Consider the following 26,370-nt stretch of genomic DNA (forward strand, 5'->3'; position numbering starts at 1 on the left):
CGTTCCGAGCGGATGCCGTAGAACACCTGCAACAGCAAGGCGCTCAGCAATTGCTCCGGCGGGATCGAAGGACGCCCCTCGCTGGCGTAGAGCCTCCCAAGGCTGCGGTTCAAATCACTCAAAACATTCCGGACAAGTTCCCGGACCTTCCGCAGCGGATGGTTCGCTGGCACACGCTTATCGGGCGCGATGTACGAAAACAGGCCGCCCTGGTCCTTAAACCTGCCGCGCATGATCGCCTCTGCCGATTCGAGATGGATAAAGTGAATCATCAAGCCCCCTCCGTGGCGAGGGGGTTCTTCAGCAGACTGCTAATGCGGATTCTGGAGTTGTCCGCGTCATTTCGCGCAGATCGGTCTCAGCCGACGTTCAGCATGTAAACTCTATGCCTGAGCAGCGCGACTGAAGGGTCAGAGTGTGCACGACTAAACAAACATGCGTACACAAATATGTCGATTTGTGCGGTTATACCGACACCAGTCGTTGGTCGTCAGGGACAACCGGCAACCTAAGCCGCTTTCAACACGGTTGCGTCGACGATTCTAAAATGAATGTGAGGCTACATAGCACACAACTAGGAGCTTCAGCGTGCTGCAATCTATTCAGGCGCTTCGCGGTATAGCCGTTCTGGCCGTTGTTATCTTTCATCTCAAGCTCTTTAAGCTAGGACTATTTGGCGTCGACCTCTTCTTTGTGATTTCCGGTTTCATCATGGGCGTAACGTGCCGGAACCGTACAGCCTCCGAATTCATAGTAGCTAGGCTCATCCTATTGTTCCGTTGTATTGGCTACTAACCTCACTGACCTGCGTCCTTAGGATGTGCGGCGCGCCGCCATATTCCCCATTCGGGTTCACTGAGCTGGCCAAGAGCCTCTTGTTCCTGCCGTTTTACGAGCCAACCGGACACATTTGGCCCCTCCTTATTCCGGGATGGACGCTGAACTATGAAATGTTCTTCTACATGGTTTTCGGCATCTGCATGCTAACGAGACAGGCAGCGCTATCGGTGATCGCGCTGTTGCTCATCCTCGTGCTCGCTGGCTTGCTAATGGCACCGGAAGACCCCATGCTCAGAATTTGGACCGGCCCGCTCCTATTGGAGTTCGGTATCGGTGTTCTAATTTCGACATTGATGATTCCGAACTCAACGAGAGTCGCGATCTCGAGCCTTTTGATGAGTCTCGCGCTGGCCGTGCTCTTTATCGTGTGCAGGAAAGTCTTTGAACTCGATCTTGAGCATCCGCTTCCGAGGGTGACATTGATTGGCGGCGCATCCGGCGCCCTCGTCGTTGCGGGACTGACGCTGGAAAAATTGAAGGAACTCCCGGACCTCAACATCTTGCGTTGGTTGGGCGACCGGTCCTATTCCTTGTACCTAGTCCATTTGCCGATCATTGACACAGCAAGACAGCTTTTCGGAACCGGCATCTTTGCGCTGACAGGGATGTTTCTCATCAGCATTGTGCTGGCGCACTGGGTCTATGTTTGTGGAGAGCAAGTTGCGACGAATTGGCTAAAGCAGCGGCTCGGATTGTCGAGGGTTCCCAAACCGGCTGTTGCGAGAGCGTAAGCCTGCCATTTCTATGACGCGGTATGTGGTTATGAGAGCAGGTTAGAACGCGCGACATCACAGGGAGGTCGAGCCAAATGTTTAGCCAAGCACGAGGACTAGTTGGGCCCCTATTCCAAGCTGCATTTCCATCGATCGCCAAGCGGCGAGCTGAACTGGCCTATTGGCGCGATCGCTATTCCGTCGAGAGAGGAGTTCTGGTCAACACGCACTACGAGCCGCTCTACACGTCCGCTTTCGAGCTTGATCGCAGTGCCTATTCGGGGAAGCGCGTCCTCGACATCGGATGCGGCCCCCGCGGCAGCCTGGAATGGGCTGACGTCGCGGCCCAGCGCGTCGGGCTCGACCCGCTTGTGCCCGACTATCGCAAGCTCGGAATCGGTCGGCACAAGATGGAATATTGCGCCGCTCCTTCGCACAAGATCCCCTTCCCCGACGGACATTTCGACTTCGTGACCTGCCTCAATGCACTCGATCATGTCGACGATTTTGAAGGTACCGTCGGCGAGATAAAACGCGTGACGAAGCCGGGCGGTTTTTTCCTCCTGAGCGTGGAAATCGATCATCCGCCAACGCCGGCGGAGCCCATCACCATCACGCGCAATCTGCTCCGCACATTTGCTCCTGAATTCGAGGTTGTGCACGAAGAATTGTTCGGCACGCCCGAGGATCATAATTTGCACGCCGCTATTCTATCAAAACTGCCTTACGTCCCGAACCAGCCGGGCATCTATGTCGGCAAGATGAGGCGCGCCGGCTGATCCCCGGCTTTCGTCGTGGCGCCCCGTCCGCTCGCACTTCAACGAGCGGCGCGGGATCGTCAGCGCACCTGGAGCGACAGCAGCCGGCACGAGAGCGCCTTCTCCGGCTGCGCAATCTCGGTGCTGCAAGCGACCGGGCTCGGCAGCACCTGCCTTCCCTTGTCGCCACTCACCTCCGATATCAGCCTCGCCGTCAGGGCGTAGGATCCGGGACGCATGACTGCGGGCAGCGAGAGCTCCACCACGCTGGCGCCGTCGGATCGCTTCTTCAGAGATGCCGGCTCCAGTTTCGCATTCGCTGTCGCCGCGGCCGTCCCGTTCGCCTGGTCAACAAGAGAGGCCTGAAGCGTCCTGTTCGAAGGATATCCCTCGGGCAACCTGATCGGGATTTCCACAGTGACCGCCTGGGAGGCGCCGAGAGACGCCGCACCGGCACTGACCGGCTTGCCGGCGACGTTGCCGACCTTCAGGAAGGTCGGCTTCGGCATGTCGTTGATCGTCGTCGAATAACCGAATTGCTTGGGGTCGGGCGTGACTTCGCTCGGCCCGCATTGGCGCGCGCCTTTGTCGGATTCGGTGAACTGGCAGACGCGGACATAGTCAATCTTGAAGGCCTGCGGAAATGCGGCCTCATCGATCCCATGCCGGCCCGCCCATTCGCTGCCGCCGACGGCGAAATTGAGGTCAACATGTGCGGGCGGCCCGAGTTGGCCATCCTTGCGCAACCATTGATAGTTGCGGGTGTAGATCAGCTTGCCATCCCAGAACAACGAGACCTTGTCGGGAGCCCAGAGATAGCCTGCGGTGTGCCAGCCAAGATTGAGATCCTCGCTCGCGTACATGTTTTGAAACTTGGCCAGGAAATTCCTGTCAATGTAAGTGTACTGCTTTTCGTTGAACGGACCGATTACGTTGGAATGCAGCGAGTTTGCCTTATCCTCGACCCCGTTGATTACGAACTCGAAAATGTCCGCCTCGGGCGGATGCCAGGTCTTGCCGTCGAGGTCGTAGTCGGCCTCGAGCCAGAAGGCCGGAAACACGCCTTTCGCGTTCGGCAGAAACACCCGCGCCTCATAGTAACCATAATAGAAGGTTCGATGGCTTCGGATCATCGCGGATTCGAAGAGGTTCGTTCCCTCAGTCTTCTTGGCTACCAGGCTGAGCGCACCGCCGGAGACGACGTGATTGTCGCGATAGCGCTGGTTCTCGTCCTTAAAATGGTCCATCGTTTCGTTGTTATAGATATAGCGGGTGGCCCATTTCGTCCGGTCAAGCTTGTCGCCGTTGAAGTCGTCCGAAAACACGAGCTCCCAACCGGCAGACCATGCCGGCTTTGTGGGCAACACAGCACCAACAAACAGCAGCGCCAGCAGCGCTGACTTATGAATTCCGGGAGTCATCATCCCTGAGATACCTTTCTCAAATCCAGCGTCATTTACGGACAGGGCGCCATCGATGTCCAGATCATGCTCCGCATTGACCGCCTCCGGGCGGGCGTTCAGGTTGCCCGGGATGTCGACGTCAGTGAGGCGAATATCCTACATTTTGCGGGTTCTTCCATGATTGCGGTGGTCAACCATCCCAAAGCGATAGTGGCTGCCCTAACGATGCTCCCCGTCCGTGTTGACGAAGCGAGGCCAAAAGGCGGAACACAGTTGCTATCGCTCGTTCCATCAGCTACCCGCTAGGCTTGCTGCAGATTGGCGAGGAAACCCGTGACGGCCGGATTTGCCCCACCCGCGCTCATTATCAATCTTGATCGCGACATCGCTCGATGGCGAAGCCTCTCGGGCGCCCTCGACGGGCTCGGTATCGCCTATCAGAAGGTCCGCGCCGTCGACGCTCGCAAAAAGATCAACCTCATTCGCCGCATCGTTCATCGCGAGTTCGTCTATCCGTCCGAAAATCGTCATCTCACCGATGCCGAGATCGGTTGCTACCTCTCTCACATCTCCGCATTGAAGCGCATCGTGCGGCAGAATTTGCCCGCCGCGATGATCTTCGAGGATGATGTCGTTTTCGACAGCCAGTTTCGACAGTTCTACCAGAATGATCTGCCGAGATTCCTGGCGGCAACCGACATCGTGAAATTCGAAGGCATTCACTACCCCCACACATCGAAATCCGGATTCCTGATTGCGCAAGGCGTTACGAGCGAGCTCGTTATTCGCGTGAAACCAACCCTCGGCGCAGCCGCCTATGCTGTAACCAAAGAGGGCGCCATCGCCTTGCTCAAGGCAGTCTCTGTCGCTGACCGACCCTTTGATCATAAGCTCGCATATTATGATCGCCATTGGGTCGATTACGCCGAGACGGAACCCTTCCTTGCGCGGCAAGCCGACTACACCAGCAATCTCGAGCACGAACGCAAGGTATTCGATCTGGACGTTGATGCCTCCCGGCGGCTTCGGCGACTGCAGAATAAACTCAGGGCACCGAGCCGTGCCGCGCTGCGGTTTGCCTACATTGCAAAATTCCTGATCAAGCGCCGGCTGCGCACACCGAGGCGAGAGTCTCTCGCCTGACAATCACAAAGCTCGCGCGGGCGTACGCCGAAAGCCTCGACCAACTTTGGCAATCAGGACATTGCGCACCATCACGATGGGCCTGTGCAACGCACGCCCCAGCCAGCCTGCCCGCCGACGGAGCTTATTGATCATTGACGTGTCAGCCTTGGATTGGTTCCACTCTTTTCGCCTATCGATCTCGATGTTGCTGATGACGGACGCTTGCTGAACCAACAAGGGCCGGATCTCTCCAAACGTAGCGTTGTATCCTTCATAGCCAACTAAAAGGTGATCGGTCGGCCAGTCGAGGATGGAAAGGCGGCTTAACAATGCTTTCGCGCCACGCAGGTTGACCGCGTATCCGGCCGACCCGAGCGTAGGATTCAAAGGCACAATGAGTTTCGTAAGCTTCCCACTGGATATGACCGGGCCAGTGCGGGAGGTGTGATCATAGAAGATGCCTTCCAGCTTAACTACGTCGCAACGCGCCAGATAATGCGGCAGCTCAGTGCGATAAAATTCCAGAAAGCTGTCCGAAAACTCGGCATCATCTTCCAGGATGACCGCCCGATCGATGTTTTGTCGCACCATTCGACGCAAAATACCCATGTGGGACAGCGTGCAGCAGATCTCGCCAGTCGTCAGCGGACGCCCGATCTTTGTGTTGATAAAGTCCCTTCTGATCACGGAGCGGATCAAGGACAATTTGCGTTTTCCGTCGATTGCCGAAAATCGGCAATAGGGCAGCCCAGCCCGGACCATAAAGTTCCGGATGCTCTCCCAACGTTCCTTGTCACGCGTCAGATTAATGATGAAGATCGGAATTTTGGTCTCGTTTGCCATGGTGCTTCCGAAAAGGCATGGGTTTTAATCGTGCAACGGGCGAACTGTAGACCAAGCATGCGGCCAGTGCTAGTTAGAGGTCAGGCAGCTAATTACCAAATCGAGCGGGTTCACCAAATCTCGAAATCTTGCCGCTGACATCACCGTGCCCTAATCTACATTGGACAACTGAGCCTCGACGGCAAATCTCCTTACGGTTGAGCAATGAAGAACATCCTCTGGATCTGCGGACGACTGCCTACGCCGCTATTCACCGGCGACGCGCTCTACTCTGCAGGCCTGTTGAAAGCGCTGGCGCAGACCAATGAAGCTGCAATCACGCTGGTTGGGACCCGCAGGACTGACGAGCCGGTAGGCAACCATATCCTGAGCCTGCCAAACACCATTTGTGTCGACGTTCCTCCCACCGGCTCATCAGGCCTCCGGAGTCTGCTTTCGCGCCTTCCGCGAGATGCTTTCAATCTGAGTACGTCCGAACTAAACCGGTCTTTGGCAAAACTGCTTCAGCAGAATTGGGATTGGATCGTGATCGATCACGCCTATTCCGCAGGGCCGCTCTCCGCAATTCTGCAAAACCGCAAACGCGCCTCGATCTGCTATATCTCGCATAACGCCGAAGGCGCCATCCGGCCGCGGATCGCTAGCAGCTTCAACAACCCGCTGCGCCGGACGCTCATGCGGCTGGATGCCGAAAAATATCGCAGATTGGAGAACAGGATTCTGCAAAGTGCAGATGCTGTCACGTGTATCTCTGCCGAGGATGCATCCTACTTCGAGCGGTTCTCGAAGCACGTCCACATTGTTCCGCCGGTCTATCTCGGCGCAGTCTCCCCTGCCCGTCAGATCCAATCCGACTGCCCCCGTTCATTGCTGCTCCTGGGCTCTTTTGAATGGGGCGCTAAGCAAAGGAACCTAGAACTAATTGTGGAAAGCCTGTTGCCGGCGCTCCAGCAGAATGGAGTCACCCTCAACGTCGTCGGTACAGTCCCGCAGCATTTTCGCGATCGTTTCAGCAGCTTCCGCCCGCATTTATCGTTCCATGGACGTGTCGACGATGTTTCGCCATTTGTCGCGTCCTGCCGCGGGGGGCTGGTGCCGGATATGCTTGGCGGCGGGTTCAAACTCAAAGTTCTGGACTATGCGTTCCAGCGGCTGCCGATATTCGGTTTACGCAATGCGCTGGCCGGCACCACGGTCACTGAACAATCGGCAATGTTCCCTGCCGACGGCTTGGACAGCCTCGCCGAGACCATCATTCGTAACATCGATGATCTTGCCACGCTCAATCGAAACCAGAATTCACTGTTCGAGTTGCTTTCCGCCCGGTTCGGCCTGGAAGCCGGAACCCGTTATCTTTCGAAGGTCTTTCTGTGAGGGGAACGGCATTGTATCTTGGCCGGCAAGTCGCAGCGGGGTGCCTCCAAATGGACCGGCTTCGAGGCCCGCAGACCGTCGACGGACGCTAGATGAGTTCGAACACCGCCAGCACCATTGACTCGGCGTCGGGCCCGATCTCGGAACTTCAGTCGGATTTCGAACTGAACTCGACCGGAAAGCGCTTGGTCTCGATCTCGATTTTCTCCGTCCTCTTCCTTGGCCAAATTGCTTACAACATCGGAGAATTTCCGCTCGCATGCGATCTGGTCTGCTACGCTCTGACGACAGCCTACCTGTTAGCCTCCGGATACGCCGCGCCGAGCGTTCCTTCCCTGTTTGTGTTCATAAGCGTGATCGCGCTCGCCGCGTTTCGTATTCCCTTCGCAACTTCCGGCACGTCCTGGAGCTCGCTTCTGCTTCTGACCGTCCTCTACCTACCATTGTGCTTCCGTTTCAAATGGCGCCCCGGACTTGAACCTGTTCAGGATTACACGCTGAACGCCTATGTCTTGGCGGCGTCCGCGATCGCAGCAACGGCCGTTTTGCAAATCGCGCTGGTCAATGGACTTCACCTCAAGGCACTCGCGAACATTTACTTTGTATTACCCGCATCATTGCGCGGCGCCGGCTTCTACACTTTCTTCCGTGAAGAAGGAGGCATCGTAAAAGCCAACGGGTTCTTTCTTCGTGAAGCGGCCGATCTGTCGCTTGTAACCGGGCTCGCGCTCCTCATCGAATATCGTACCAGAAAGAGATTGATCGTATTGGGTCTGCTTGTAGCGGGCTTGCTCTGCTCGTTCTCTGGCTCTGGATTGATCGCAGTGTTCGCCGGCTTGCTACTACCCAAGACGGCAAATCGCATTCCTGCCTTTATCGCCTCAGCGGTCGGGGCGCTGCTATTGCTCGTCATTCTCTACAATCTGGAGCTCCCGTTTCTCGCCCCGTGGTTTGACCGCCTGTCTGAGTTTGGAAAGTCCGGAACGAGCGCTTATGCCCGATTTGTGGCCCCGATGGAGATGGTACAAAACAGTCTCGACGGCGGGATGTTAAACACGTGGCTCGGCAAGGGCGCCGGCAGCTTCTTCCGGGACCTCTCGGTGGCCCGATTAACCTATGAAGTGGCCGATCCGACCTGGGCGAAGGTAACTTACGAATACGGCTTGCTTGGATTTGTTCTGCTGCTGACGCTGGTCACGATCCGACTGTATTCGAGTTCCCTGCGGGTCGAGGCCTGCCACTTTTTTCTGGTGAGTTGGATTGGCTTTTCGTTTCTGCTCAAGCCAAATTACTGTCTCTTGATCTGGCTTCTGACCCTCGTGCCGAACATACGTCGGCTGTCCAGGCCATGACGCCCGTTGTGCCGATATCCCACCGTGGAACGCACTACCTCACCACCCTAAAAACATTGAGGGCGGCCCTCATCAATCTGGGCCGGCTTGTTGGTGCGTAGCGCCAACTTACGAGGGAGCGCGATAGCTGCTTGGGGCCAGCCACCACCGCTATAGTCCAGAATAGCAATGACATTCGCTGGGTGTATGAAAAACCCTGCGGATAGGACAGGGCTCGGAGAAAGTCAGCGATGATGCGGCCTGCGCTGTCCTTCGCGATCGGATGACGGTCGGGCCGCAATGCGTATGACGCAGCGCGCAAGCAAAGAAACAGCATGTTTCTGTTCAACGCTTCAGGGGCGACGGACAACCCAACACTGGCGGCAATTTCGCGAAAATACCCAACCCGTCGTCGGGTGACATCCACTTCTCGGGCGAAGCGGTTGTCTTCCAATTCCAAAAATGCACCGTGATTTGCCCCGTGGACGCGGTAATCCACCAGCGGTTTGGGGATTGTGATAACATCACCAAACGCGGGGGCAGCCGTCACCAAATAGCTGTCGGGCGCCCTGTCCATGAAGTCGGTCTTGAAACTGAAAATTTGATCAACGACCTCGCGTGGATAAGCATTGCCAGATCCCGGCGGGGTCGGGTAGACGCCCGCAGTAATTGCCCACTCACGAATTTCTTGAGGCGTAGGGGTCACAAAATACTGTGGCAGAATGCTGCCCGTTGCATTTCCATCTGCATCAATTGTTCGCATTTGAAACTGGAATTTGCTGGCTTTTTCAGACCAAACCGCCGCAATTTCGGTCATTACGTCGGGATGTAGCGCATCATCGGAATCCAGAAAGATGACGACGTCGCCTGAAGAACGGTGGAATCCATTCACGCACGAGGGCATTTGGCCGGCATTTGCCTGTTCGATAAGCGTAATTCTGTCCGCAAACTTTCCAATCACCTCAAGCGAATTGTCTGTCGATCCATCGTCGACAACGACCACTTCCACCTTAGGCCATTGAATTCCCAACGCACTCCTGATCGCCGCGCCTACAAACTTTGCATAGTTGTAGTTCGGGATGACGACGGAAAGAGCTAATTCACTCGGGTCCCGGGGCATTTCAATCCTGACTGACGTACATTCTGGTCGGTCCACTTCCCACGCCAGCTTCCTTCATTCTGTCTTGTGATAAGGACACCCCAACGAGGCGAAGGAGAGTCGGGTGTGGTGAAGAGCCGCGCCACGAAACCGTCTAATTGTGTTCACGGATCTGACCTAACTGGCATGGTACGCGATTTGCTAGTACAACCACAAATCTACGTAGACTTGGAAGTGACGATGTCCGCTGAACTGTATCGGGAACTGTCTTGGCTTCCAAGACCGCCCGAGGATTTCTCTTCTCACTGCAAAGACCTTTTGATGACCGGGGCCGAGTTGGGAGGCCAAATCCGGTTTCTCGCGACCCACGCGCTGGATGAGCGGCAGCTTTCGCGATTGGGACGCGCGATTGTCTCGGCCCGCGAGCAGGGACGGTCCCTGCAACCTTTAGCTCCATTTCGGCTTGGCCTGATCGGAAACGGCACCCTGGATCTCATGGTCCCCGTCCTGATTGCAACGGCCGCGCGCCACGGCTTTGCCCTCGAATGCATCACCGGTGCGTACGATCAATTCCTCCAGGACGTGTTGCAGCCGGACTCACGTCTCAACACATCCCGACCAGACGCGGTCCTGGTTGCGCTCGATCACAGAGGCCTTGCGCTTCAACCGAGCCCTGGCAACGAACAGGTTGCCGCTCAGACCATTGACGCCGCAATTGGCCTCCTCGACACCATTCGTGCGGCGATTGCGCGCAACAGCGGTGCTGTCTGCATCGTCCAAACACTTGCTGCTCCTCCGGAAGGGCTGTTCGGATCCTTCGATCGCGCGCTGGGCGGAACCAGCAGAAACCTCGTTGATCGCTTCAACCAAAAGCTGTGCGAAGCGGTCCTCCAGTCAAACGATCTGCTCCTCGACGTAGCAGGCGTTGCTGAAACGGCTGGCCTCGCAGACTGGCATTCCCCCGCACAATGGAATTTGGCGAAACTGCCATTTTCCGATGATTACGTTCCGCTCTACGCAGATCACGTCTGCCGGATCATTGGGGCGATGCGCGGCAAGAGTCGCCGATGCCTCGTGCTCGACCTCGACAACACGGTTTGGGGTGGCATCATCGGTGACGATGGACTTGAAGGAATTCAGATCGCGCAAGGCGACGCCACAGGCGAAGCGTTCTTGTCGGTCCAGCAGCTTGCCCTCGCCTTGCGTGCACGTGGCGTCGTTCTGGCCGTAAGTTCGAAAAATACGGATGCGATCGCACGGCGTCCCTTCAAGGAGCATCCGGATATGCTCCTGAAGGAGGATCACATCGCCGTGTTCCAAGCAAACTGGGATGACAAGGCAACCAACATACGTGCGATCGCACAGGAATTGGCGCTTGGTCTGGATTCCTTCGTTTTCCTTGACGACAATCCGGTCGAGCGCGGCCTGATCCGGCGCGAAATCCCTGAAGTGGCGGTTCCCGAACTCGACAGCGATCCCGCCGGCTACGCGCGCACCCTGGCGGCAGCAGGCTATTTTGAGGCGATCGCCTTTTCCGATGAAGATCGCGCGCGGGCCGACATGTATCAGGCAAACGCCCGCCGCTTGAATTTGCAGGGACAGACGTCGGACCTTCAGTCCTATCTGCGGTCACTGGAGATGCGCATCGTGTTCGGCTCCTTCGATCGCACGACGAGGTCGCGCGTTACACAGCTGATCAACAAGAGCAACCAGTTCAATCTGACCACTCGCCGTTATACCGAGCCTCAGATCGAACAGCTCGAGCACGACGGTGATGCGATGACGCTGCACGTCAGGTTGCTTGATAAGTTCGGCGACAACGGGATCATTTGTGTCGTCATATGCCGCCTGTCCCGCCCGGGCGCTTGGACCATCGACACCTGGTTAATGAGCTGCCGGGTGCTGGGACGGTGCGTCGAACAGGCGGTGCTTGCTGAGATCTTGTTCCGTGCGCGCGCTGCGGGCATCTCGACCCTGGAAGGCCTTTACCTTCCAACCGAGCGAAACGAGATGGTCGCCGAACATTATGGAAAGCTTGGATTTACGCGGATAGAAACCGCTTCCGACGGCAGCAGCCGATGGGAGCTCAAAACCGATGCAGAATTCGGCGACCTGCCGATGACTGTGGAGCGTGAACAACTGCAGCTGCTGCCTGCTTAAGCCTATCTTTTTCCCGCAAGCCTTTACGCCCGAGCTGATCGTCGATGAGCCTCACATCACCTCTGTTTTTCGCTTTCCTGGCCGGAGTCATTCTCGCCTATCACATCAGCGAGTCCGTTCGGTATCGCAGGCTGGTGCTGGGATTCGGCAATGCGATCTTCATCGCCAGTTACCTCACCGACTACATCCAGATCCTGCCCCTGCTTGCTTTTCTGCTCTTGGGCTATGCGTGCGTCTCGATTCTTTCCGTCTGGAAGTCTTCGCTTGCGCTGGGTCTCGCGATCCTTGGCGTCCTGGTATGCTATGTCTTCCTGAAGCGGTTTTCCTTCTTCGATGACCTCGGTCGTCTCCCCTTTCCATATTTGACGATCGGGCTGTCCTATATCCTGTTCCGAATCCTGCACATAATGGTCGATGTCCATTCGGGGGACCTCGAAGAGCGAATCGGGCCGACCGCATTCTTCCGCTACACGTGCAATTTTCTGTGCTTTGTGTCCGGTCCGATCCAGCGCTATCAGGACTTTCGCGCCGCAGATGGGATTGCCGTTGTCAAGCTCGACGCAGACACCGTATTCCAGGCCTTTTCCAGAGTGGTTGCCGGCTACGCGAAATTTGTGATCATCGCCGCTGTGGCAGAGTACGCGTTCTCGTTCCTGAAGCCGCAGCTACTTCAGGCTGGCGACCCGTCGCTCGCGAAGCTGTGTATGCTCTATGCTGCCGCCGCCTCGCTCTACACCGTGTATCTGTACTATAATTTCTCCGGATACATGGACATAGTTCTCGGCAGCGGGGTGCTACTCGGTCAGGCCTTGCCGGAAAACTTCGACAAACCTTTCTCTGCCCGTAGCTTCCTCGAGTTTTGGCAGCGTTGGCACATGACGCTCTCACAGTGGTTCAAGTTCTATTTGTTTAATCCGCTCGTCATGCTCCTGATGTCTTGTTTTCCTGCGCCCGCGCTCACGGCCTATCTTGGCGTTTTCGCTTTTTTCGTCACGTTTCTCGTGATGGGCGTTTGGCACGGGACCACGGCCGTGTTCGTCGTCTACGGATTGCTGATGGGGGCTGGCGCTAGCATCAACAAGCTATGGCAGGTCGCCTGCGCGGAACGCCTTGGAAAGAAGCGCTACAGAACGATGACCGAGACTTTGGGCTACGTCTATTTTGCGCGCGGCGTCACAATCAGCTATTTCGTGTTGGCCTTGACATGCCTGTGGACGCCTGAATTGTCGGATTTCACGCGTTTGATTGGCCGGCTTGGCCCTGCCGGGATGTCGGCTGCGTTTGCCGGGATTGCGCTTGCGTTTGGACTGTTCTGGTGGCTGGCTGATCGGGTCGCTCCCCGCCTGATCGCGCCAGCCTTTCTGGCAACCGCGCGCGACAGCCTTGTCGGCCGAAACCTGACGCTGGCGAGCCAGATGATGGTCATCGTCGCGGTCACCGCGTTGCTCCATAAGTCTCCCGACTTCGTCTACAAGGCGTTCTAAGTTGAGATATATCCTTCGACAGACCGCGCTGACCCTTACATCATTCGCGTTTCTCTATGCTCTGATTGGCAGCCTATCCTTCCTGGTGTTCCCAGACCCTTCGCACGGAGGGCCTCGCGACTTTCAGGTGGCAGAGCGCACACTGTTCATGACCGTGCCGAAGTACGTGTTCCTCGGGCGCAGCGTGCTCGACACTCCGGACAACAAGGTGCTTATCGTAGGAGCCTCCAACACGGCCGTCGGCTTCATCCAGAAGCTCATCCAACCGAAACTGGCGTGCGCCAAGGTCAGCAATCTCGCGATGGGCGGCGCAAACATATCGGAGGTTGCTCAGGTCATCGATCTGGTGCGCGAGACGCAGAGCAGTCCCAGTGCTGCGCCGAATACGTTCGTCATTGGCGTCTGGTATGGGATGTTTGCGGATTCCGACATCAGATTTGCTGATCCCGATCGGAATCGCGGAGAATCCGACCTCGATATTGAGAAGTACCGATACGGCTTCTACCGCCGGACCGCCAATGGCCCCGTCGCGCTCCTACCTTCCAAGTGGCTCGATGCCGGCGTCATGGCGATTCGCCCGCTTCTCCTAGTCGAGAAGGCTGCACGCGAAGCCAGAATGGGCGTCAATCTGCTCCTGACCGGGCGCCGGTCCGCACAACGGACGGAGCTTGAACGTGAGGCTGCGGTGATGTCGGAACAGGACAAGAAAAAGGCCCTGGAGTATTGGCAGGAAAGCATGGGGTTCAAGGGCGCGATTTCCGAGACGCAGTTCAACCTACTTAGGAGCACGGTTGCGTCGTTGCTTGATTCGGAAGAGCGAGTGGTACTCGTCGATCTTCCGATCCCATCATGGCACCGCGACGCAAGTCCGTATCAGTCCGGCTACGAACAAAAGCTTCAGGAATTGTCCGGGCAGTTCAAGGAACGGTCAAACTTCATCTCAATATCGATGGGCGATCTTGACGGAGATTTGGATTACTCTGACGAGGTACATGCAAAGCGACACTTGGCCAACATCTGGTCGGATAGATTGGCCAGCGTCTTGAGTTCTTTTGCCTGTCAGGAGAAGACTAACAAGCCAAAGGTTTCATCGCGAGCTCCCGAACAGGCTACGGCAGCATCGTCCGATCATTGAATAGTCACCAACGGTCGATGCGTGAACGTCGACGTCAAGGATATTCACTATGGATCAAGCTCAAATCTACGCGAAGCTCACATCTGTCTTCCGCGACGTGCTCGATGAGGACAACCTCGCCTTGACGCCGGAGATCACGGCCGACGATGTTGACGGCTGGGATAGCCTGTCTCACATTCGTCTCGTTCTGGCGGTCTCGAAGTCCTTTGGCGTCAAGTTTTCCGCATCCGAGATCGGCGGACTGAAGAACGTCGGCGAGTTCGTCGAACTGATTCAGAAGAAGATCTGAGCTCGAAGTGTCGGAATCCCGCGAGATTGCTCCAGCCTTGACTAACCTTGCCTTTCATCACTTCGGCCTGGCTGTCGCCTCTCCGGATGACGCATTTCGCTATCTGGCGTCGCTTGGCTATACAGCAGGGAATTCGGCGTTTGATCCCCTACAGCGGGTCAACCTTGCCATGCGTCATCACCCGACGATGCCTGACATTGAGGTGATTTGGCCGGGGGATGGTCCGTCCCCGATTGATATGCTAATCAAGAAGACGGGCACGATGATCTACCATTTATGCTATACATGCTCCGACGCTGACGCGGCACTTGCCGCCCTTTCGGCCGCCGGCATGGAGATCCTAACGGTTAGCCCCCCAACGCCAGCCATTTTGTTCGGTGGCCAGGATGTTTCGTTTCACCACATTTCCGGTTTCGGACTTATCGAAATTCTGCATACCGGCTCGCGCCGCGGATCGTAAATCGCCAGCACATGGACAGTCGATGACAAACGAGATCCGTCGAAATATTTCAACGCAAGCGGGCGTCGTTTTCGGGTTGTTGCTCATCGCGCTGACCATCCCTGGCAGATCGGCTCAAGCTCAGCTCGGAAAAACGACCGCGCCAATCACCGGTGGTACAGGAGTTTCAGCGCAGCCCCCCAACAGCTTTCAGACAATGAGCGGAACGTACGCGCCTCCGCACAAGACACCGGATGGCCGAGCCTGCATCGCGGTCCACCCCATGACGCACGCCCAGATAATTAACCCTAAAATCATTGATCAGATCGTCATTGTCAGCAACATATGCGGCCAAACGATTAACGTCCGGGTGTGCTATGCTGGCAGCACCGACTGCATTCTTGTACCTTTGGGGGGGTACCAGAGGCTGCAGAAGACCTTGGGTGTTGGGACAGGCTCGACTTCCTTCAGGTACGAATACCGCGAACTCTACTGAATTTCCTGCCGCCGCTGTGTTCAGGGTCCCCTACATTTCAGGGCGTCGCGTGAGACAGCCACTAGCTGGCTCCACGAGCACGGATATACTGATGAAGACAGTTCGACCCAAACCCCATACCGCTCGTTCCATCTCACGTGCCGTTGCCGGGTTTAATCTTGCCTGCCTATTGGCCACGTTCGCTTTCATTTGGCTGACATCCTCCCCAAGCGAAGGGGCAGAGCTTCCAGCCACGGCTCAATACAAGCTCAAACTCAATCGCGCCATATCGCCCGCGTCGGCTGGAACGATTCTGGCGGCATCCGACGCCCTGTTCGCGCGGGCAGGCCTTGACGTGCGCATGGTAGCCGGCTCGGGGGATGGTGACGCAATAGCTGCTGTTGCGGCCGACGAACATACCATAGGAGTCGCATCGGCCGCGGCGTTCCTCAAAGCGCGATCGGAAGGGCTCGCAATTGTCGCCTTCGCCGGATGCTATGCGACGAGTCCGGTCGAGTTTTTTACCCTGCCCGACACCACGCTGTTGCGTCCATCGGATCTGGAGGGAAAGCGAATAGGGTACAAGAGGGGACCCGAGCTTTCTGTCGTTCTCTCCGAGTTTGTTGCGAAGAACTCCCTGGCGCAAAGCAAGCTCCTCCCGATCGAAAGTGAGGAGCCCTTGCAGGATCTGCTGGACCGGAAGATAGACGTGCTCCTTGGTCGCCTCGACATTGAAGGTCAGGAGTTGGCGCGGAGGAACATAGAGTACAAGACGCTAAGTCCCGCCTCCTACGGCGTGCACGCCGCAGGACCAGTCTACTTTGTTCAAGAGCGCACTCTCGGTAAGCGGCGCAGTCTCGAGAAGTTCGTCATCGCGACCGCCGCGGGCTGGAGCGCTGCATACGCCGACTACGACCGAACAATTCCCATCATCGCCAACTCTATCGATACGCCTCTTTCGCGGCCGCTGATCGCTCGACTCATGGATGCGCAGCGTGGTTTCTTGCGCCCCTATGGGACAAGGTTTGGTGAGCTGGACGAGAGGCGCATTCGCGTGCTCCATGCACAGCTTTTGCAGCGACGTCTCCTACAAGAACCGGTCGATCTGACCCGCGCCGTCAACTACGACGTTCTGAAAGAGGCCTATCGTAGCGAGGCGAATAATCTAAATCGCGAAGAGCCCTGATCAGATGTCTAACGCTACTCAAGCTATCATTTTCGGCGGCGCAGGCTTCATTGGAACCCATCTGGCAACATGCCTCGTGGCATCGCAAAGGTATAGGCGCGTCGTGTCGGTCGACATCGGCCAGCCCAGGGCCAGTGTAGCCGGCGTCGAATATCTGCACCATGATGTGCGGAAGACCATCGATTCCGGCATTTCGGACGGGAGCCCCACCGACATCTTTAACCTAGCTGCGATCCATGTTACGCCTGGGCACCCGGACGGTGATTACTATTATACGAACGTCCTAGGGGCGGTAAACGTCTGCAGATTCGCCAACGCAATCGGCTGCAACAACATAGTCTTCACAAGCTCCATCTCGATTTACGGACCAAGCGAAGCAGCGCTCGATGAAGAGGCCACACCGGCGCCCGTGAGCGCTTATGGGCGCTCAAAGCTCGCGGCCGAGGAAATCCATCTGCTCTGGCAATCCGAAGCCTTGGATCGGAAGCTGACGATCGTTCGCCCTGCCGTCATTTACGGACTTCACGAGCGGGGAAATTTCACCAGGCTCTCGCGGATGATGGAACGGAATGCCTTCGTCTATCCGGGTCGGACAGACACGATCAAATCGTGCGGCTACGTGAAAGATCTTGTCTCATCCATGATCTTCATGTCGAACCAGAATGACGGCGTCCGCATCTATAATTTCTCGTTTGAGCACCGGTACACAATCAGCGAAATCTGTGCTGCGTTCTCCCGGGTCGCTGGCTACAAAGAGCCGCGGCTGACCATTCCAATCTGGTTCATGAATCTCGCCGTACTCCCCTTTGAAGCCTTGCAGTCGGTTGGCCTCAAGACGGGCATCAATCGGGACCGCGTAAGGAAGCTATGGTTCTCGACGAACATTCTGCCTAAACAACTTGTCAAAAGCGGCTTCAAGTTTTCTTACGATTTGGAAAGCTCGCTCATCGAATGGAAACGCGAGTCGGCTCTGAAGGACTTTGATTGATGGGTCTTCTTGATCGCAACCAACGATCTTCGATCAAGAACAGAGCTGATGTTCGTACAATCGGCAAAGAAAAGAAACCCAGCTATCCTGCCATGTTGGCGACGTCGGGGCTCTGTATCCTGGTTGCCCTGGCGCCGCTTCCTTTCGCCTCCATGGATATGCGGATTGTTGCGGTCTGGGTATTGTTGCTTTCTGCCGTGCTCTTGCTGACCGTCCCGCAGGCGATTAGCTCGCGAGACCTTGCTTTCCTGTGCGGATTTGCAGCGATCTCATTGTCTTGGGCATTCGTCGTCAGCGAACAATTGCATCACACGTCACCGCTGTCGCTGCGATTGATGGCCCCAATCTGGGAGCAGACCTCCGCAATCCTGGGCGAGCAATTGAACGGCTCGATTTCCGTAGCCCTCAATCAGCCCTTCTTCTCGGCCGGATCACAGATCGCCTGCCTCCTGTCTATGCTGTGCGGGTACCTTGTTGGCCGCGACCGGCGCGCCGCCCGCCTTTTGCTAATGTCATTTTTGGGATCGACCTTGGCCTACGCCAGCTATGGACTGATCGCCCACATCTTCTGGCCGGACTATTTGCTTTGGCACCGCAAGTACAACTATTTGGCCTCAATCACTGCAACCTTCATCAATCCGAATGTTGCCGCTTCCTATTTCGGGGCCGCAACCATTGGGTGGGTTCTGGTCTTCTCTAGCATGAGTAGCGATCGTTTCTCCGGACCGCCACTTTCGTGGGGCGAGGTGATCAGGTTTCGCCTCCACACCTTCTCGCCACTAAGAACCTTTTATCTGCTGGCGTGCTTTGCAATGCTTTCCACGACGATGCTGACCGGATCGCGCGCGGGATCCGTCCTATCGCTGCTTTGTCTGGCCGGGGCCGTAGGAGCTTATTTTCGCCGAGGATTAAAGAAGCGCAGGCTCCTCTGGGTTTTTCCGATCGCGGCCATGCTTTTGATTGTCGGCGCTATTTCGATCCTTGCACCCATGGTCAACCAAAAATTCGGAGTGCAAGGATTTTTCGATTCGGGACGCTGGCAGGCCTACGTTTCGACGATGGAAATGATCAGAGACTTTCCCTGGCTCGGTTCCGGCCTGGGGACCTATCGTTGGGTCTTTCCAGAATATCGAAGCGGCGATATTCCATCATATGGAGTTTGGGAGCAGGCGCATAATTCGACGCTCGAAGCGGCCGCCGAAATGGGCATTCCCTTCGCCTTGTTGTTGGGGATCGGTTGGCTCGCTTCCCTAGTCGTCCTGTTCCAAGGAATGTTGGGGCGTAATCGTGACGCGATCCTCCCGACCGCGGCCTTTTGGATTGGCCTATTGGTGATCCTTCATTCGCAGGTTGATTTTCCACTGCAAGTTCCGGGCTTTGCTCTGGCGGTCTGCCCCATTTTGGGGATGGGCATGGCTCAATCATTTTCGAGTAGAGCCAAGGTGTTAACCTATCCTTCCAATAAGTCGTGAGCCGCTGTACATTTGCCTAATTTTCCTTTAAAAACACCGAATTAGCAGGTTGGAAGAGGCTGGAATTATGAGCATTAATGGACACCGGTTGTCGTCAAAGCTGATTTTCTCGGCCATGTTTTGTGCGTTTGCGTTGTGCCTGCCCGAAGGCGCGTTTGCCGCTTGCGTGAACGATCCTGGTACCGCACAAAAGGCAGCTGGTTTTACCACGAACCCGTCCTCGTTACTCGAAGGGCCAAATGGACCTCGCAGCCCGGATGACGTGGCCGCCGACGTACAAACCTTCGTGGCGTCCTATCCTCAGGCGCTTCCTGCGGTGCTGGCGATTTTGAAGGATCTGACCAACAAGGGGGCTTCGACCTCCGCTCTCCAGAAGGCTATCGGGACCGGCCTCGGAAAGGCGGCCAACGTCTGCAAGACGACCGATCTGGCGTTTTCCCTCGAGATCCAGGGCGACCTTGGTGCCACGGGATCGGCTGATGCCAACGCGCAATACGCGGCCCTCACCGGAAACGATCCAACCCGAAGCGTGGCTCTCTCAGGCGCCACAACCGGCTCCTCGGGCGGCGTCGGCGGCCAAACGTCAGCGACGGGCGGAACATCGGGTGCCGGCTCGTCCTTTCAAACTTTTGTCGCCAACAGCGTGTCCAACAATCCGACAAATTATTTTAGTTCAAGCGTTAGCGGTGCGGGCTCAGCGGGCGGAACGACCACGACGATCGTCTGTACCGTATCAGGTTCGTGCTGAGCTTTGGGCCTTCCTTCAACGATCCATCCGAATTTTTCGGCGCTTGGATGCGGTCGCTTTGATTTTGAGTAGCCGCGACGAATATCAGTCAGGGTAGACGGGCCGGATGCTTCAAACACGAATTCCAAATTCTCATGCCTCGACGCAAATCCAAGGCAACGACACGGCGTCGTATGAGCACACCTTTTCTGTCGCCCTTGGCCTGATCACTCGGCAATACCCGGTGATGATCATCACGGTACTGCTCTGCCTTGGCATGGCGGGCGTTTACTTATTGACCGCACCCAAGCGCTACACCGGCACCTCCGTCCTTCTGATGGACAGCCGCAAGATGCAGGGTCTGCAAACGCAAGTCGGAGCGGCAGGAGACAATCCGATCGACACAGCCATGGTCGATAGCCAAGTCGAAGTCCTGAAATCCGAGACCATTGCCTCGGCGGTCATCAAGGACTTGCGGCTTTTGGATTCGACGGTATTTATGCGCGAGGACGCGGGTTTCTTAAACCAAGTGACCCAGCTCCTCGCAAGCTTCTTCCCGGAAGAGAAGCCCTCCGATGACGGGCTCATGCGAACGGCCATCGGACGCATTGTGAGCGGGCTGACTATCAAGCGCGTCGCCCAAAGCTACGTCATCGAAATATCATACCAATCGCTCTCGCCTGATCTGGCAGCACAAATCGCAAACGCGGTCGCAGAGAATTACATTACCGACACCCTTGAATCGAAATACCAAGCCTCGCGCCGCGCCGCGGTATGGCTCCAGGATCGCCTGAAGGAGCTTCGTGCCCAGGCTTCCTCCGCCGAACGCGCGGTGGCCGATTACAAGGCCAAGAACAATATCGTGGACGCCGGCGGTCGCCTGCTGACTGAGCAGCAACTCGCCGAGATCAACAGCGGTCTAACCGAGGCCCGCGGAAAGCGGGCGGAGGCGCAGGCCAAGCTGCAACGGATCACTGCAATTCTCAATGCTGACGAGAGCGACCCTCAGGTCATTTTGAATGATTTGGCGACCGTCAATGATTCAATGGCCAATCCGGTCATTACCAAGCTGCGCGGAACTTATCTTGATTACGCAGCTAAGGCATCAGACTGGTCCAATCGATATGGCCCAACCCATTTGGCGGTTGTGAACCTGCGCAACCAGATGCGCGAGATCCGGCGTTCCATCCTGGATGAGCTTCGCCGGACGGCTGAGGCCTACAAGAGCGATCTTGCGATCGCCAACGCTCGCGAGGAAGCGAGCCAAAAGAGCCTCAACGATACGATCGCCGTATCAAATGATACGAGCCAGGCCCAGATCGTGTTGAGGGATTTGGAAAGCAACGCGCAAAGCGCCCGCGCCTTGTCGGATAATTTCCTGCAGCTCTACATGGTCTCGGTGCAGCAGCAATCTTTCCCGATAACGGAGGCAAGGGTCATCACTCAGGCATCTGCCCTATCTACACCGAAGACGTCCCCCAAGACGGCCTTGGTTCTCCTGGCGGGTATAGTCGGTGGCGGCATTCTCGCGGGTCTGGTTGCGATCTTCCTTGAAATGCTCGACCGCGTCTTCCGGACCGTCAATCAGGTCGAAAGGCTGCTCCAGACCAATTGTCTCGCCTCTGTCCCGATCGTTGGTTTCGGAGCAGACCAGGCAGCCAAGGGCTCGCTGAGCCGCCTCAAGGGATGGTTGCCATTCCCGCGCGATTGGATGCCGAATTCGCGGCCGGGCTCTCGTCCGACCGTTGCCACCGGCCAGCCGAGCCGCGCCATGGAGGCGGGACCGACTGATGTAACTCGCCCGGGCGGCCGGCAGCTTACGATCGACGACAGCGTTGGGCGCTTCGCGATCAATTCGCCATTTTCGCGGTTCGCGGAAGCGTTTCGTTCGATCAAATTGGCGACCGATCTGAGCAACTATGGCTCGCCTCATAAAGTCGTCGCGATCACTTCGGCTCTTCCCAACGAAGGGAAATCGACGGTGAGCGAGGCTTTGGCTCAAACCACGGCGCAGAGCGGACTGCGCACCCTTCTCATTGATGGCGACATTCGTAATCCAAGTCTAACCCATCGTCTTGGTCGTTCGGCAGACGTTGGCCTCATCGAGGTCGTGTTCGGGAAGGTAGACTTAAAGGACGCGCTCTGGGTCGATCCGCAGACCAATCTGCACTTCCTGCCGTGCGTGGTAACCTCACGGTTCTCGAACTCGAGCGACCTGCTGGCCTCCGCGCAAATGCAAAAGTTCTTTCAGGATCTGCGCGAGCAATATGACCGCATCATCCTGGATCTCAGTCCATTGGCGCCGGTTATCGACGTGCGCGCGACAGGTACGTTAGCCGACTCGTACATTTTGGTTATTGAATGGGCGAAATCGAAGGTCGACGTCGTCGAGCGTGTCATCCAAGAAACGCCAATGGTTCGTGAGCGCCTCATGGGCGCGGTTCTCAACAAGGTGAACGTCGCCGCCATGAGCCGTTACGACACGCACAGCGGAGGCTATTACCGCAACCGATATTACTCGCGGTACGGGTACGTGGACTAACCGGTAGCGAATGGCCAATGCCGTTGGCAGATCAATCCTCGTACTGATCGCCCTCTCTTCAGCAGGCTGGGCCGTGCTGTTTTTTTTTAGTCCAACTCAGGACGTGCAGCTGGACAACATTGCCAGCGCGGTTCTCTCCGGGACCGTGTTTGGGCGTAATCCAATTGCCGAAACTGCATTGGCTGCAGCCGAAAATCGGGCAACTTGTAACCCTCGGGAAATCAGGGCGGCGGCGATCATCCGCCTGCGTCTCTATGAGATGGCTGTAAACTCCCTTGATGCGCGCCTTGCGAATGAGCGCTTAAGCTCGCTTCGCTCGTCTGTAAGAAAAGCCATAAGCTGCGTCCCGACTGATGGGCTCTTATGGTTCATCGAGTATTGGAGTGCGATCAATCAGGGCGGCCAGGTCAGCGCGCATCTCGACGAATTGCGGATGTCGTATCGCCTTGCACCGTATGAGGGCTGGATTGCTTTGCGCAGCCCATATGTGCTGGCGATCTACGACGTGCTCCCAGCTGACCTGCAGGAGAGCGCCCGCAAGGAATTTGTAGCTATGGTCCGAACGGGCTTGATCCGGGACGCGGTCAAGGTGTTGAAAGGAGCCGGATGGAGACACCACGATGTGCTCTTGGCCGGCCTTGCAACAGTAAGACTGGATTTTCGCCTTCAATTGGACCGCGCGCTGAGGGGTGAAGGGCTGATCGCCGATATTCCGGGCGTGGAGCCCCGCGAGTTCAGGCCTTGGCGATACTAGCAGCGTTAGAAACGAGCCTGATCCGTGCCGGTCTGGGGCGACAATGAAACTCGGCCACTCCTCAAATATTGAACTTTTGCGGCTGATGTCCAGCAAGAAATTTTGACGGAACGGCAGCCTGACGAAGCGAATGCGATTTGGGACGCTCCGGCCGTTTGGACTGCAACGAAGCGAATTCGCTTGGCGGGTCACCCAGCAACCGCTGCTTGAGGCGTGACCTGGCCCGGTCAACGGCAAAACGTTCACTTGCGGATATTGCCAGCCAAATCGTCGCGTACATGGTACGTGGCGAGGAGCTCACTATTGCCGCAGATTGAGCTTGAGGATCTGGGCGTTATTCGCCGTAACGATCGTATCGTTGGCAGTCGCGATCACGACACGAACGAACTGCAGGAACTTGGCCGTATCAACCGTCGCCGCATTGGCCGCGAACAGCACGTCCTTGTCCCGCATGTCAAATTTGGTCGCAAGGAAGTAGGCGGCCGGATCCCTGAAATCCGCGTTGTAGACGATCGGCACCGTGGGACCGACGAACTTGGAGCAATCCACGCCCAGCCGCTCCGCGAGCTCCCGCGGCTCCCGGCGGTAGACGTAGACACCACTGGGCTCGGCTTGGGCGTCCAGCAGGCCTCCAGCCTTGGCCATGGCCTGTGCCATGTTGATTTTCCACATGTCGAACGGAAACTGCCCCTGCGCGCCCGACGCGCCAAAGGCCAGGAAGATCTGCGGCTCGCGATAGACATAGATCGTATCGCCGGGATGCACCCAGATATTGTTCGCCGGGGTGTAAACCAAGGCGCCAAAGGGAACCGTTGCACGCTTTCCGTGACGCTCAAGCGTCACCCAGGTTTCCCAACCCTGCCCCTTCGGACCGCCGGCCCGGGAGATGACGTCCAAGATGCGCTCGCCGGCCGCGTTTGCGGTAAGACGCGTCGGCGAATTGACCTCACCGAGGACACTGATCAGCGACGTGTTTTGGGTGATCAGCGACACCACTACCTGCGGTTCGATGGCGCGATTCCCGATTGCCTTGACGATGTCCTGCTGAATTTCGCTGGGCGTCCGGCCATTCGCCTTGATCGCACCTGCATACGGAACGGTGATGAATCCGGCCGAATCGACGTTTTGGTTTGGCAGCGAAACAAAGTTACCCGGGCGAACACCAGCCTCGGCCGGGATGAACAGGCCGCCAGCGGCCGCTTCGAAGATGGATACTGCTACGACGTCGCCAATGCCGAATTTGATGGATGGCGGCGGACGATTGTCCGGGAAGGATCCAGCAATGGCTCCAGGACCGTATTCCCTGACGATATCGACGACCGTGGGGGTGAGCTTCACCAGCCCATATTCCGGGCCGTTGACCGTCTGCTCGCTCTTGATGACATGGTCCTCAGGACCCGACATCGGCATTATCGCGCACCCCGCCGAACTGAGCAGAACAGCCGAAAGTACGCTCACCAGGACGAAGCCCCGTTTCAACACTACCCAAGTCCCCAATTTATCAGCCCGCAAACTCAGCGAATTCCCCAAGCGAGTCAACGAACAGCGGACCCGAAACCCCGGTCGCGACGACGATAACCTGAAGATGTTGCATCGCGGTTACAGGGCGCAAGGCGCCCCCGGCAGACAGGCTCAATACACATTCCGGCGGTTTGTAAGTTCCAAACAGGTGAGCAGGAGGACCTTAAGGTCAAGCGCGAGGCTCCAGTTATTAATATACCAGAGGTCGCAATCGATCCGTCCCTTCATTTGCTCCACAAGGGCGGTCTCGCCTCGATAGCCCTTGGCTTGAGCCCAGCCGGTAATGCCCGGTTTCACATGGTGCCGGAACGCATAATCCGACAGCAATCTGCCATAGTGGCTGTCATGCGCCAGCGCATGCGGCCTAGGCCCGACCAGCGACATGTCCCCCATCAGAACGTTAACGAGTTGGGGAACCTCGTCGATGCTGCTTCGACGGAGGAGCCGTCCAAACCTGGTGACCCGCGGATCAAACCGCTTGGCCTGGACGACCGTGGCACCATCCTCCATGACAGTCATCGTCCTGAACTTGAAGATGGAAAACTCCTTGGCGTTGAAGCCGTTGCGCTTCTGCCGAAAGAACACCGGTCCAGGTGAGTCCAACTTGACGACGATCGCGCTCAGAATCATCAAGGGAGCGAACACGACCAGCCCGACCATGGCTCCGACGATATCGAGCAGGCGCTTGGATGCCTGCTCCGCCCGCGACAGCGGTCCCCGCTGGATTTCCACCGAAAGTGAATTCTGCAATCTGAACGAGGGATTTCCCGCCAGCGAGCGGATTCGCCGGTCCGGCAGCAATCGAACCGGAAGCGGCGAGATCCTAAGCCCATCGCGGACGAGTTCGACTTTGCGGGTATCGCTCCAAGGAAATGCCAAAACGATTGCTTCGGCCCCTCGAGTGCGTGCGACCGCGATCGCGTGCTCCAGCGTGGTAGCCTCGCCCGCACTCATCGCAAACCCGCCTCCTCGTCCGGCCGGGAACACCACGCGCTCGACTTCCGTAAAGCCATATTTTCCCAGCAGTTCCTCGAAACCCAGCGCGGCCAATTCCTCGCCTGTGCCCAGCAAAACGGCACGCTGGCCCTCTACCTGCCCGTCAGCCACAACACCGGCCACGATGCGTTTGGCAAACCGCCGACAACCCACCAGCAAAAAGGGCGCAAGCAGACTGAAGCAGATCACAGAGCCGCGAGAGTAGACGGCACCGCTTTTCATCAGGAAGGCCAACGATGTAAACAAAAGGATAACCAGGGTCCATTGCGCGAAGATCCGGCCCGAATCCCTTCGCTTCTTCGCAAGTGCGGCACGAAGATCATACAACCCGGTCGAGTAGCCAATCAGCACATAGAGCAATGCTGCAACGGGGCCAACTCCGAGCACTGGCTCAAGGCGATCAAGGCCGCTACTGGCAAGAATTTGGTAGAGTACAGTCCCAACCACGCTCGCAAACAGGATCACTGCGGCGTCAAATGACGCGACCAGATGCGTAAGAGCGGAGTAAGGGATTTTAATGCCGACGCGGCGGTCCTGCAGATCTTCAACCAACCGAGCATCGTCGATTGGACCCTCCGATAACGCCGGCTCGTTCGGCGCCCGGTGACCGTCCGTCGATCCGGTCGAGATTGAGCTCTGAGGGAACAAAATCGCCTCCTTGACAATGCCAACGCTTAATTCAACTTGGCGCCTACCAGCAGATCATTGGTAATATT

General features: G+C 56.9%; 24 protein-coding genes. 18 read left to right on the forward strand and 6 right to left on the reverse strand.

Annotated elements, in window-relative coordinates; all coding sequences use genetic code 11:
• Positions 1 to 272, reverse strand: a 272-nt coding sequence (locus tag QCM77_RS08025; RefSeq protein WP_279682780.1) for a transposase, incomplete at its 3' end; no start/stop codon positions are given.
• A 316-nt stretch (positions 273 to 588) separates the two neighbouring features.
• On the opposite strand from QCM77_RS08025, the gene QCM77_RS08030 reads away from it, so the two are divergent.
• From QCM77_RS08030 to QCM77_RS08040, 3 genes are all read left to right on the forward strand, one after another.
• Complete coding sequence (locus tag QCM77_RS08030; RefSeq protein WP_279682781.1) at positions 589 to 795, forward strand: acyltransferase family protein; 207 nt, start codon at positions 589 to 591, stop codon at positions 793 to 795.
• Positions 796 to 875: 80 nt separating this feature from the next.
• Positions 876 to 1,571: an acyltransferase family protein gene (locus QCM77_RS08035; RefSeq protein ID WP_279682783.1), complete on the forward strand. Its 696-nt coding sequence runs from the start codon at positions 876 to 878 to the stop codon at positions 1,569 to 1,571.
• Between the two features lie 77 nt (positions 1,572 to 1,648).
• Entirely contained in the window at positions 1,649 to 2,332 is a 684-nt protein-coding gene (locus QCM77_RS08040; protein WP_279682785.1) for a class I SAM-dependent methyltransferase, read from the forward strand.
• Positions 2,333 to 2,391: 59 nt separating this feature from the next.
• Here QCM77_RS08040 and QCM77_RS08045 read toward each other — a convergent pair whose 3' ends face one another.
• On the reverse strand, positions 2,392 to 3,735 hold the full coding sequence (locus QCM77_RS08045) for a glycoside hydrolase family 16 protein (protein WP_279682787.1): 1,344 nt from the start codon (positions 3,733 to 3,735) through the stop codon (positions 2,392 to 2,394).
• Between the two features lie 312 nt (positions 3,736 to 4,047).
• Between QCM77_RS08045 and QCM77_RS08050 the strand changes: the two genes are divergently transcribed.
• Positions 4,048 to 4,857 carry a glycosyltransferase family 25 protein gene (locus tag QCM77_RS08050; protein WP_279682788.1) on the forward strand — a complete coding sequence of 270 codons (810 nt, stop codon included), beginning with the start codon at positions 4,048 to 4,050 and terminating at the stop codon, positions 4,855 to 4,857.
• 3 nt (positions 4,858 to 4,860) lie between these two features.
• On the opposite strand, the gene QCM77_RS08055 is transcribed toward QCM77_RS08050, so the two are convergent.
• On the reverse strand, positions 4,861 to 5,682 hold the full coding sequence (locus tag QCM77_RS08055; RefSeq protein WP_279682789.1) for a glycosyltransferase family 25 protein: 822 nt from the start codon (positions 5,680 to 5,682) through the stop codon (positions 4,861 to 4,863).
• Between the two features lie 204 nt (positions 5,683 to 5,886).
• Between QCM77_RS08055 and QCM77_RS08060 the strand changes: the two genes are divergently transcribed.
• Complete coding sequence (locus QCM77_RS08060; RefSeq protein ID WP_279682790.1) at positions 5,887 to 7,056, forward strand: glycosyltransferase; 1,170 nt, start codon at positions 5,887 to 5,889, stop codon at positions 7,054 to 7,056.
• A gap of 92 nt (positions 7,057 to 7,148) precedes the next feature.
• Positions 7,149 to 8,408, forward strand: a complete 1,260-nt coding sequence (locus QCM77_RS08065; RefSeq protein ID WP_279682791.1) for a hypothetical protein — start codon at positions 7,149 to 7,151, stop codon at positions 8,406 to 8,408.
• 34 nt (positions 8,409 to 8,442) lie between these two features.
• Here the strand turns inward: QCM77_RS08065 and QCM77_RS08070 are convergent, their stop codons facing one another.
• Positions 8,443 to 9,507 (reverse strand): glycosyltransferase family 2 protein, encoded by a 1,065-nt coding sequence (locus QCM77_RS08070; RefSeq protein WP_279682793.1) that lies wholly within the window; start codon positions 9,505 to 9,507, stop codon positions 8,443 to 8,445.
• Positions 9,508 to 9,726: 219 nt separating this feature from the next.
• Here QCM77_RS08070 and QCM77_RS08075 point away from each other — a divergent pair, with 219 nt between their 5' ends.
• The 12 genes from QCM77_RS08075 (at position 9,727) to QCM77_RS08130 (ending at position 23,137) form a co-directional block, all read left to right on the forward strand.
• Positions 9,727 to 11,646 carry an HAD-IIIC family phosphatase gene (locus tag QCM77_RS08075; protein ID WP_279682795.1) on the forward strand — a complete coding sequence of 640 codons (1,920 nt, stop codon included), beginning with the start codon at positions 9,727 to 9,729 and terminating at the stop codon, positions 11,644 to 11,646.
• Between the two features lie 44 nt (positions 11,647 to 11,690).
• On the forward strand, positions 11,691 to 13,130 hold the full coding sequence (locus tag QCM77_RS08080; protein ID WP_279682797.1) for an MBOAT family O-acyltransferase: 1,440 nt from the start codon (positions 11,691 to 11,693) through the stop codon (positions 13,128 to 13,130).
• A gap of 148 nt (positions 13,131 to 13,278) precedes the next feature.
• Positions 13,279 to 14,265, forward strand: coding sequence for a hypothetical protein (locus QCM77_RS08085; protein ID WP_511337186.1), 987 nt, complete (start codon positions 13,279 to 13,281; stop codon positions 14,263 to 14,265).
• A 49-nt stretch (positions 14,266 to 14,314) separates the two neighbouring features.
• Positions 14,315 to 14,554 (forward strand): acyl carrier protein, encoded by a 240-nt coding sequence (locus QCM77_RS08090; RefSeq protein WP_279682799.1) that lies wholly within the window; start codon positions 14,315 to 14,317, stop codon positions 14,552 to 14,554.
• 7 nt (positions 14,555 to 14,561) lie between these two features.
• Positions 14,562 to 15,014: a VOC family protein gene (locus QCM77_RS08095; RefSeq protein WP_279682800.1), complete on the forward strand. Its 453-nt coding sequence runs from the start codon at positions 14,562 to 14,564 to the stop codon at positions 15,012 to 15,014.
• A gap of 22 nt (positions 15,015 to 15,036) precedes the next feature.
• Positions 15,037 to 15,489 (forward strand): hypothetical protein, encoded by a 453-nt coding sequence (locus QCM77_RS08100; RefSeq protein ID WP_279682801.1) that lies wholly within the window; start codon positions 15,037 to 15,039, stop codon positions 15,487 to 15,489.
• Positions 15,490 to 15,580: 91 nt separating this feature from the next.
• Positions 15,581 to 16,654 carry an ABC transporter substrate-binding protein gene (locus tag QCM77_RS08105; protein WP_279682803.1) on the forward strand — a complete coding sequence of 358 codons (1,074 nt, stop codon included), beginning with the start codon at positions 15,581 to 15,583 and terminating at the stop codon, positions 16,652 to 16,654.
• Between the two features lie 4 nt (positions 16,655 to 16,658).
• Positions 16,659 to 17,642: an NAD-dependent epimerase/dehydratase family protein gene (locus QCM77_RS08110; RefSeq protein WP_279682804.1), complete on the forward strand. Its 984-nt coding sequence runs from the start codon at positions 16,659 to 16,661 to the stop codon at positions 17,640 to 17,642.
• Positions 17,642 to 19,114 carry an O-antigen ligase family protein gene (locus QCM77_RS08115; RefSeq protein ID WP_279682806.1) on the forward strand — a complete coding sequence of 491 codons (1,473 nt, stop codon included), beginning with the start codon at positions 17,642 to 17,644 and terminating at the stop codon, positions 19,112 to 19,114. Before QCM77_RS08110 ends, QCM77_RS08115 begins: the two co-directional genes overlap by 1 nt.
• A gap of 67 nt (positions 19,115 to 19,181) precedes the next feature.
• Complete coding sequence (locus tag QCM77_RS08120) at positions 19,182 to 19,862, forward strand: hypothetical protein (protein ID WP_511337187.1); 681 nt, start codon at positions 19,182 to 19,184, stop codon at positions 19,860 to 19,862.
• A gap of 106 nt (positions 19,863 to 19,968) precedes the next feature.
• Positions 19,969 to 22,383 (forward strand): polysaccharide biosynthesis tyrosine autokinase, encoded by a 2,415-nt coding sequence (locus QCM77_RS08125; RefSeq protein ID WP_279682808.1) that lies wholly within the window; start codon positions 19,969 to 19,971, stop codon positions 22,381 to 22,383.
• Between the two features lie 10 nt (positions 22,384 to 22,393).
• Complete coding sequence (locus QCM77_RS08130; protein ID WP_279682809.1) at positions 22,394 to 23,137, forward strand: hypothetical protein; 744 nt, start codon at positions 22,394 to 22,396, stop codon at positions 23,135 to 23,137.
• A 300-nt stretch (positions 23,138 to 23,437) separates the two neighbouring features.
• On the opposite strand, the gene QCM77_RS08135 is transcribed toward QCM77_RS08130, so the two are convergent.
• Together QCM77_RS08135 and QCM77_RS08140 are read right to left on the reverse strand one after the other, a co-directional pair.
• Complete coding sequence (locus tag QCM77_RS08135) at positions 23,438 to 24,541, reverse strand: polysaccharide biosynthesis/export family protein (RefSeq protein ID WP_279682810.1); 1,104 nt, start codon at positions 24,539 to 24,541, stop codon at positions 23,438 to 23,440.
• Between the two features lie 228 nt (positions 24,542 to 24,769).
• On the reverse strand, positions 24,770 to 26,206 hold the full coding sequence (locus tag QCM77_RS08140) for an undecaprenyl-phosphate glucose phosphotransferase (protein WP_279682811.1): 1,437 nt from the start codon (positions 26,204 to 26,206) through the stop codon (positions 24,770 to 24,772).
• Between the last annotated feature and the right edge of the window lie 164 nt (positions 26,207 to 26,370).

The organism is Bradyrhizobium nivariense, from assembly GCF_029846695.2.
In the GTDB taxonomy this organism is placed as follows: domain Bacteria; phylum Pseudomonadota; class Alphaproteobacteria; order Rhizobiales; family Xanthobacteraceae; genus Bradyrhizobium.

Coding starts and splice junctions, on each gene's coding strand:
- QCM77_RS08040 (WP_279682785.1), top strand. CDS start 1,649: ATGTTTAGCCAAGCACGAGGACTAGTTGGGCCCCTATTCCAAGCTGCA.
- QCM77_RS08045 (WP_279682787.1), bottom strand. CDS start 3,735: ATGATGACTCCCGGAATTCATAAGTCAGCGCTGCTGGCGCTGCTGTTT.
- QCM77_RS08055 (WP_279682789.1), bottom strand. CDS start 5,682: ATGGCAAACGAGACCAAAATTCCGATCTTCATCATTAATCTGACGCGT.
- QCM77_RS08060 (WP_279682790.1), top strand. CDS start 5,887: ATGAAGAACATCCTCTGGATCTGCGGACGACTGCCTACGCCGCTATTC.
- QCM77_RS08065 (WP_279682791.1), top strand. CDS start 7,149: ATGAGTTCGAACACCGCCAGCACCATTGACTCGGCGTCGGGCCCGATC.
- QCM77_RS08070 (WP_279682793.1), bottom strand. CDS start 9,507: ATGCCCCGGGACCCGAGTGAATTAGCTCTTTCCGTCGTCATCCCGAAC.
- QCM77_RS08075 (WP_279682795.1), top strand. CDS start 9,727: ATGTCCGCTGAACTGTATCGGGAACTGTCTTGGCTTCCAAGACCGCCC.
- QCM77_RS08080 (WP_279682797.1), top strand. CDS start 11,691: ATGAGCCTCACATCACCTCTGTTTTTCGCTTTCCTGGCCGGAGTCATT.
- QCM77_RS08085 (WP_511337186.1), top strand. CDS start 13,279: ATGACCGTGCCGAAGTACGTGTTCCTCGGGCGCAGCGTGCTCGACACT.
- QCM77_RS08090 (WP_279682799.1), top strand. CDS start 14,315: ATGGATCAAGCTCAAATCTACGCGAAGCTCACATCTGTCTTCCGCGAC.
- QCM77_RS08100 (WP_279682801.1), top strand. CDS start 15,037: ATGACAAACGAGATCCGTCGAAATATTTCAACGCAAGCGGGCGTCGTT.
- QCM77_RS08105 (WP_279682803.1), top strand. CDS start 15,581: ATGAAGACAGTTCGACCCAAACCCCATACCGCTCGTTCCATCTCACGT.
- QCM77_RS08110 (WP_279682804.1), top strand. CDS start 16,659: ATGTCTAACGCTACTCAAGCTATCATTTTCGGCGGCGCAGGCTTCATT.
- QCM77_RS08115 (WP_279682806.1), top strand. CDS start 17,642: ATGGGTCTTCTTGATCGCAACCAACGATCTTCGATCAAGAACAGAGCT.
- QCM77_RS08120 (WP_511337187.1), top strand. CDS start 19,182: ATGAGCATTAATGGACACCGGTTGTCGTCAAAGCTGATTTTCTCGGCC.
- QCM77_RS08125 (WP_279682808.1), top strand. CDS start 19,969: ATGCTTCAAACACGAATTCCAAATTCTCATGCCTCGACGCAAATCCAA.
- QCM77_RS08130 (WP_279682809.1), top strand. CDS start 22,394: ATGGCCAATGCCGTTGGCAGATCAATCCTCGTACTGATCGCCCTCTCT.
- QCM77_RS08135 (WP_279682810.1), bottom strand. CDS start 24,541: ATGTCGGGTCCTGAGGACCATGTCATCAAGAGCGAGCAGACGGTCAAC.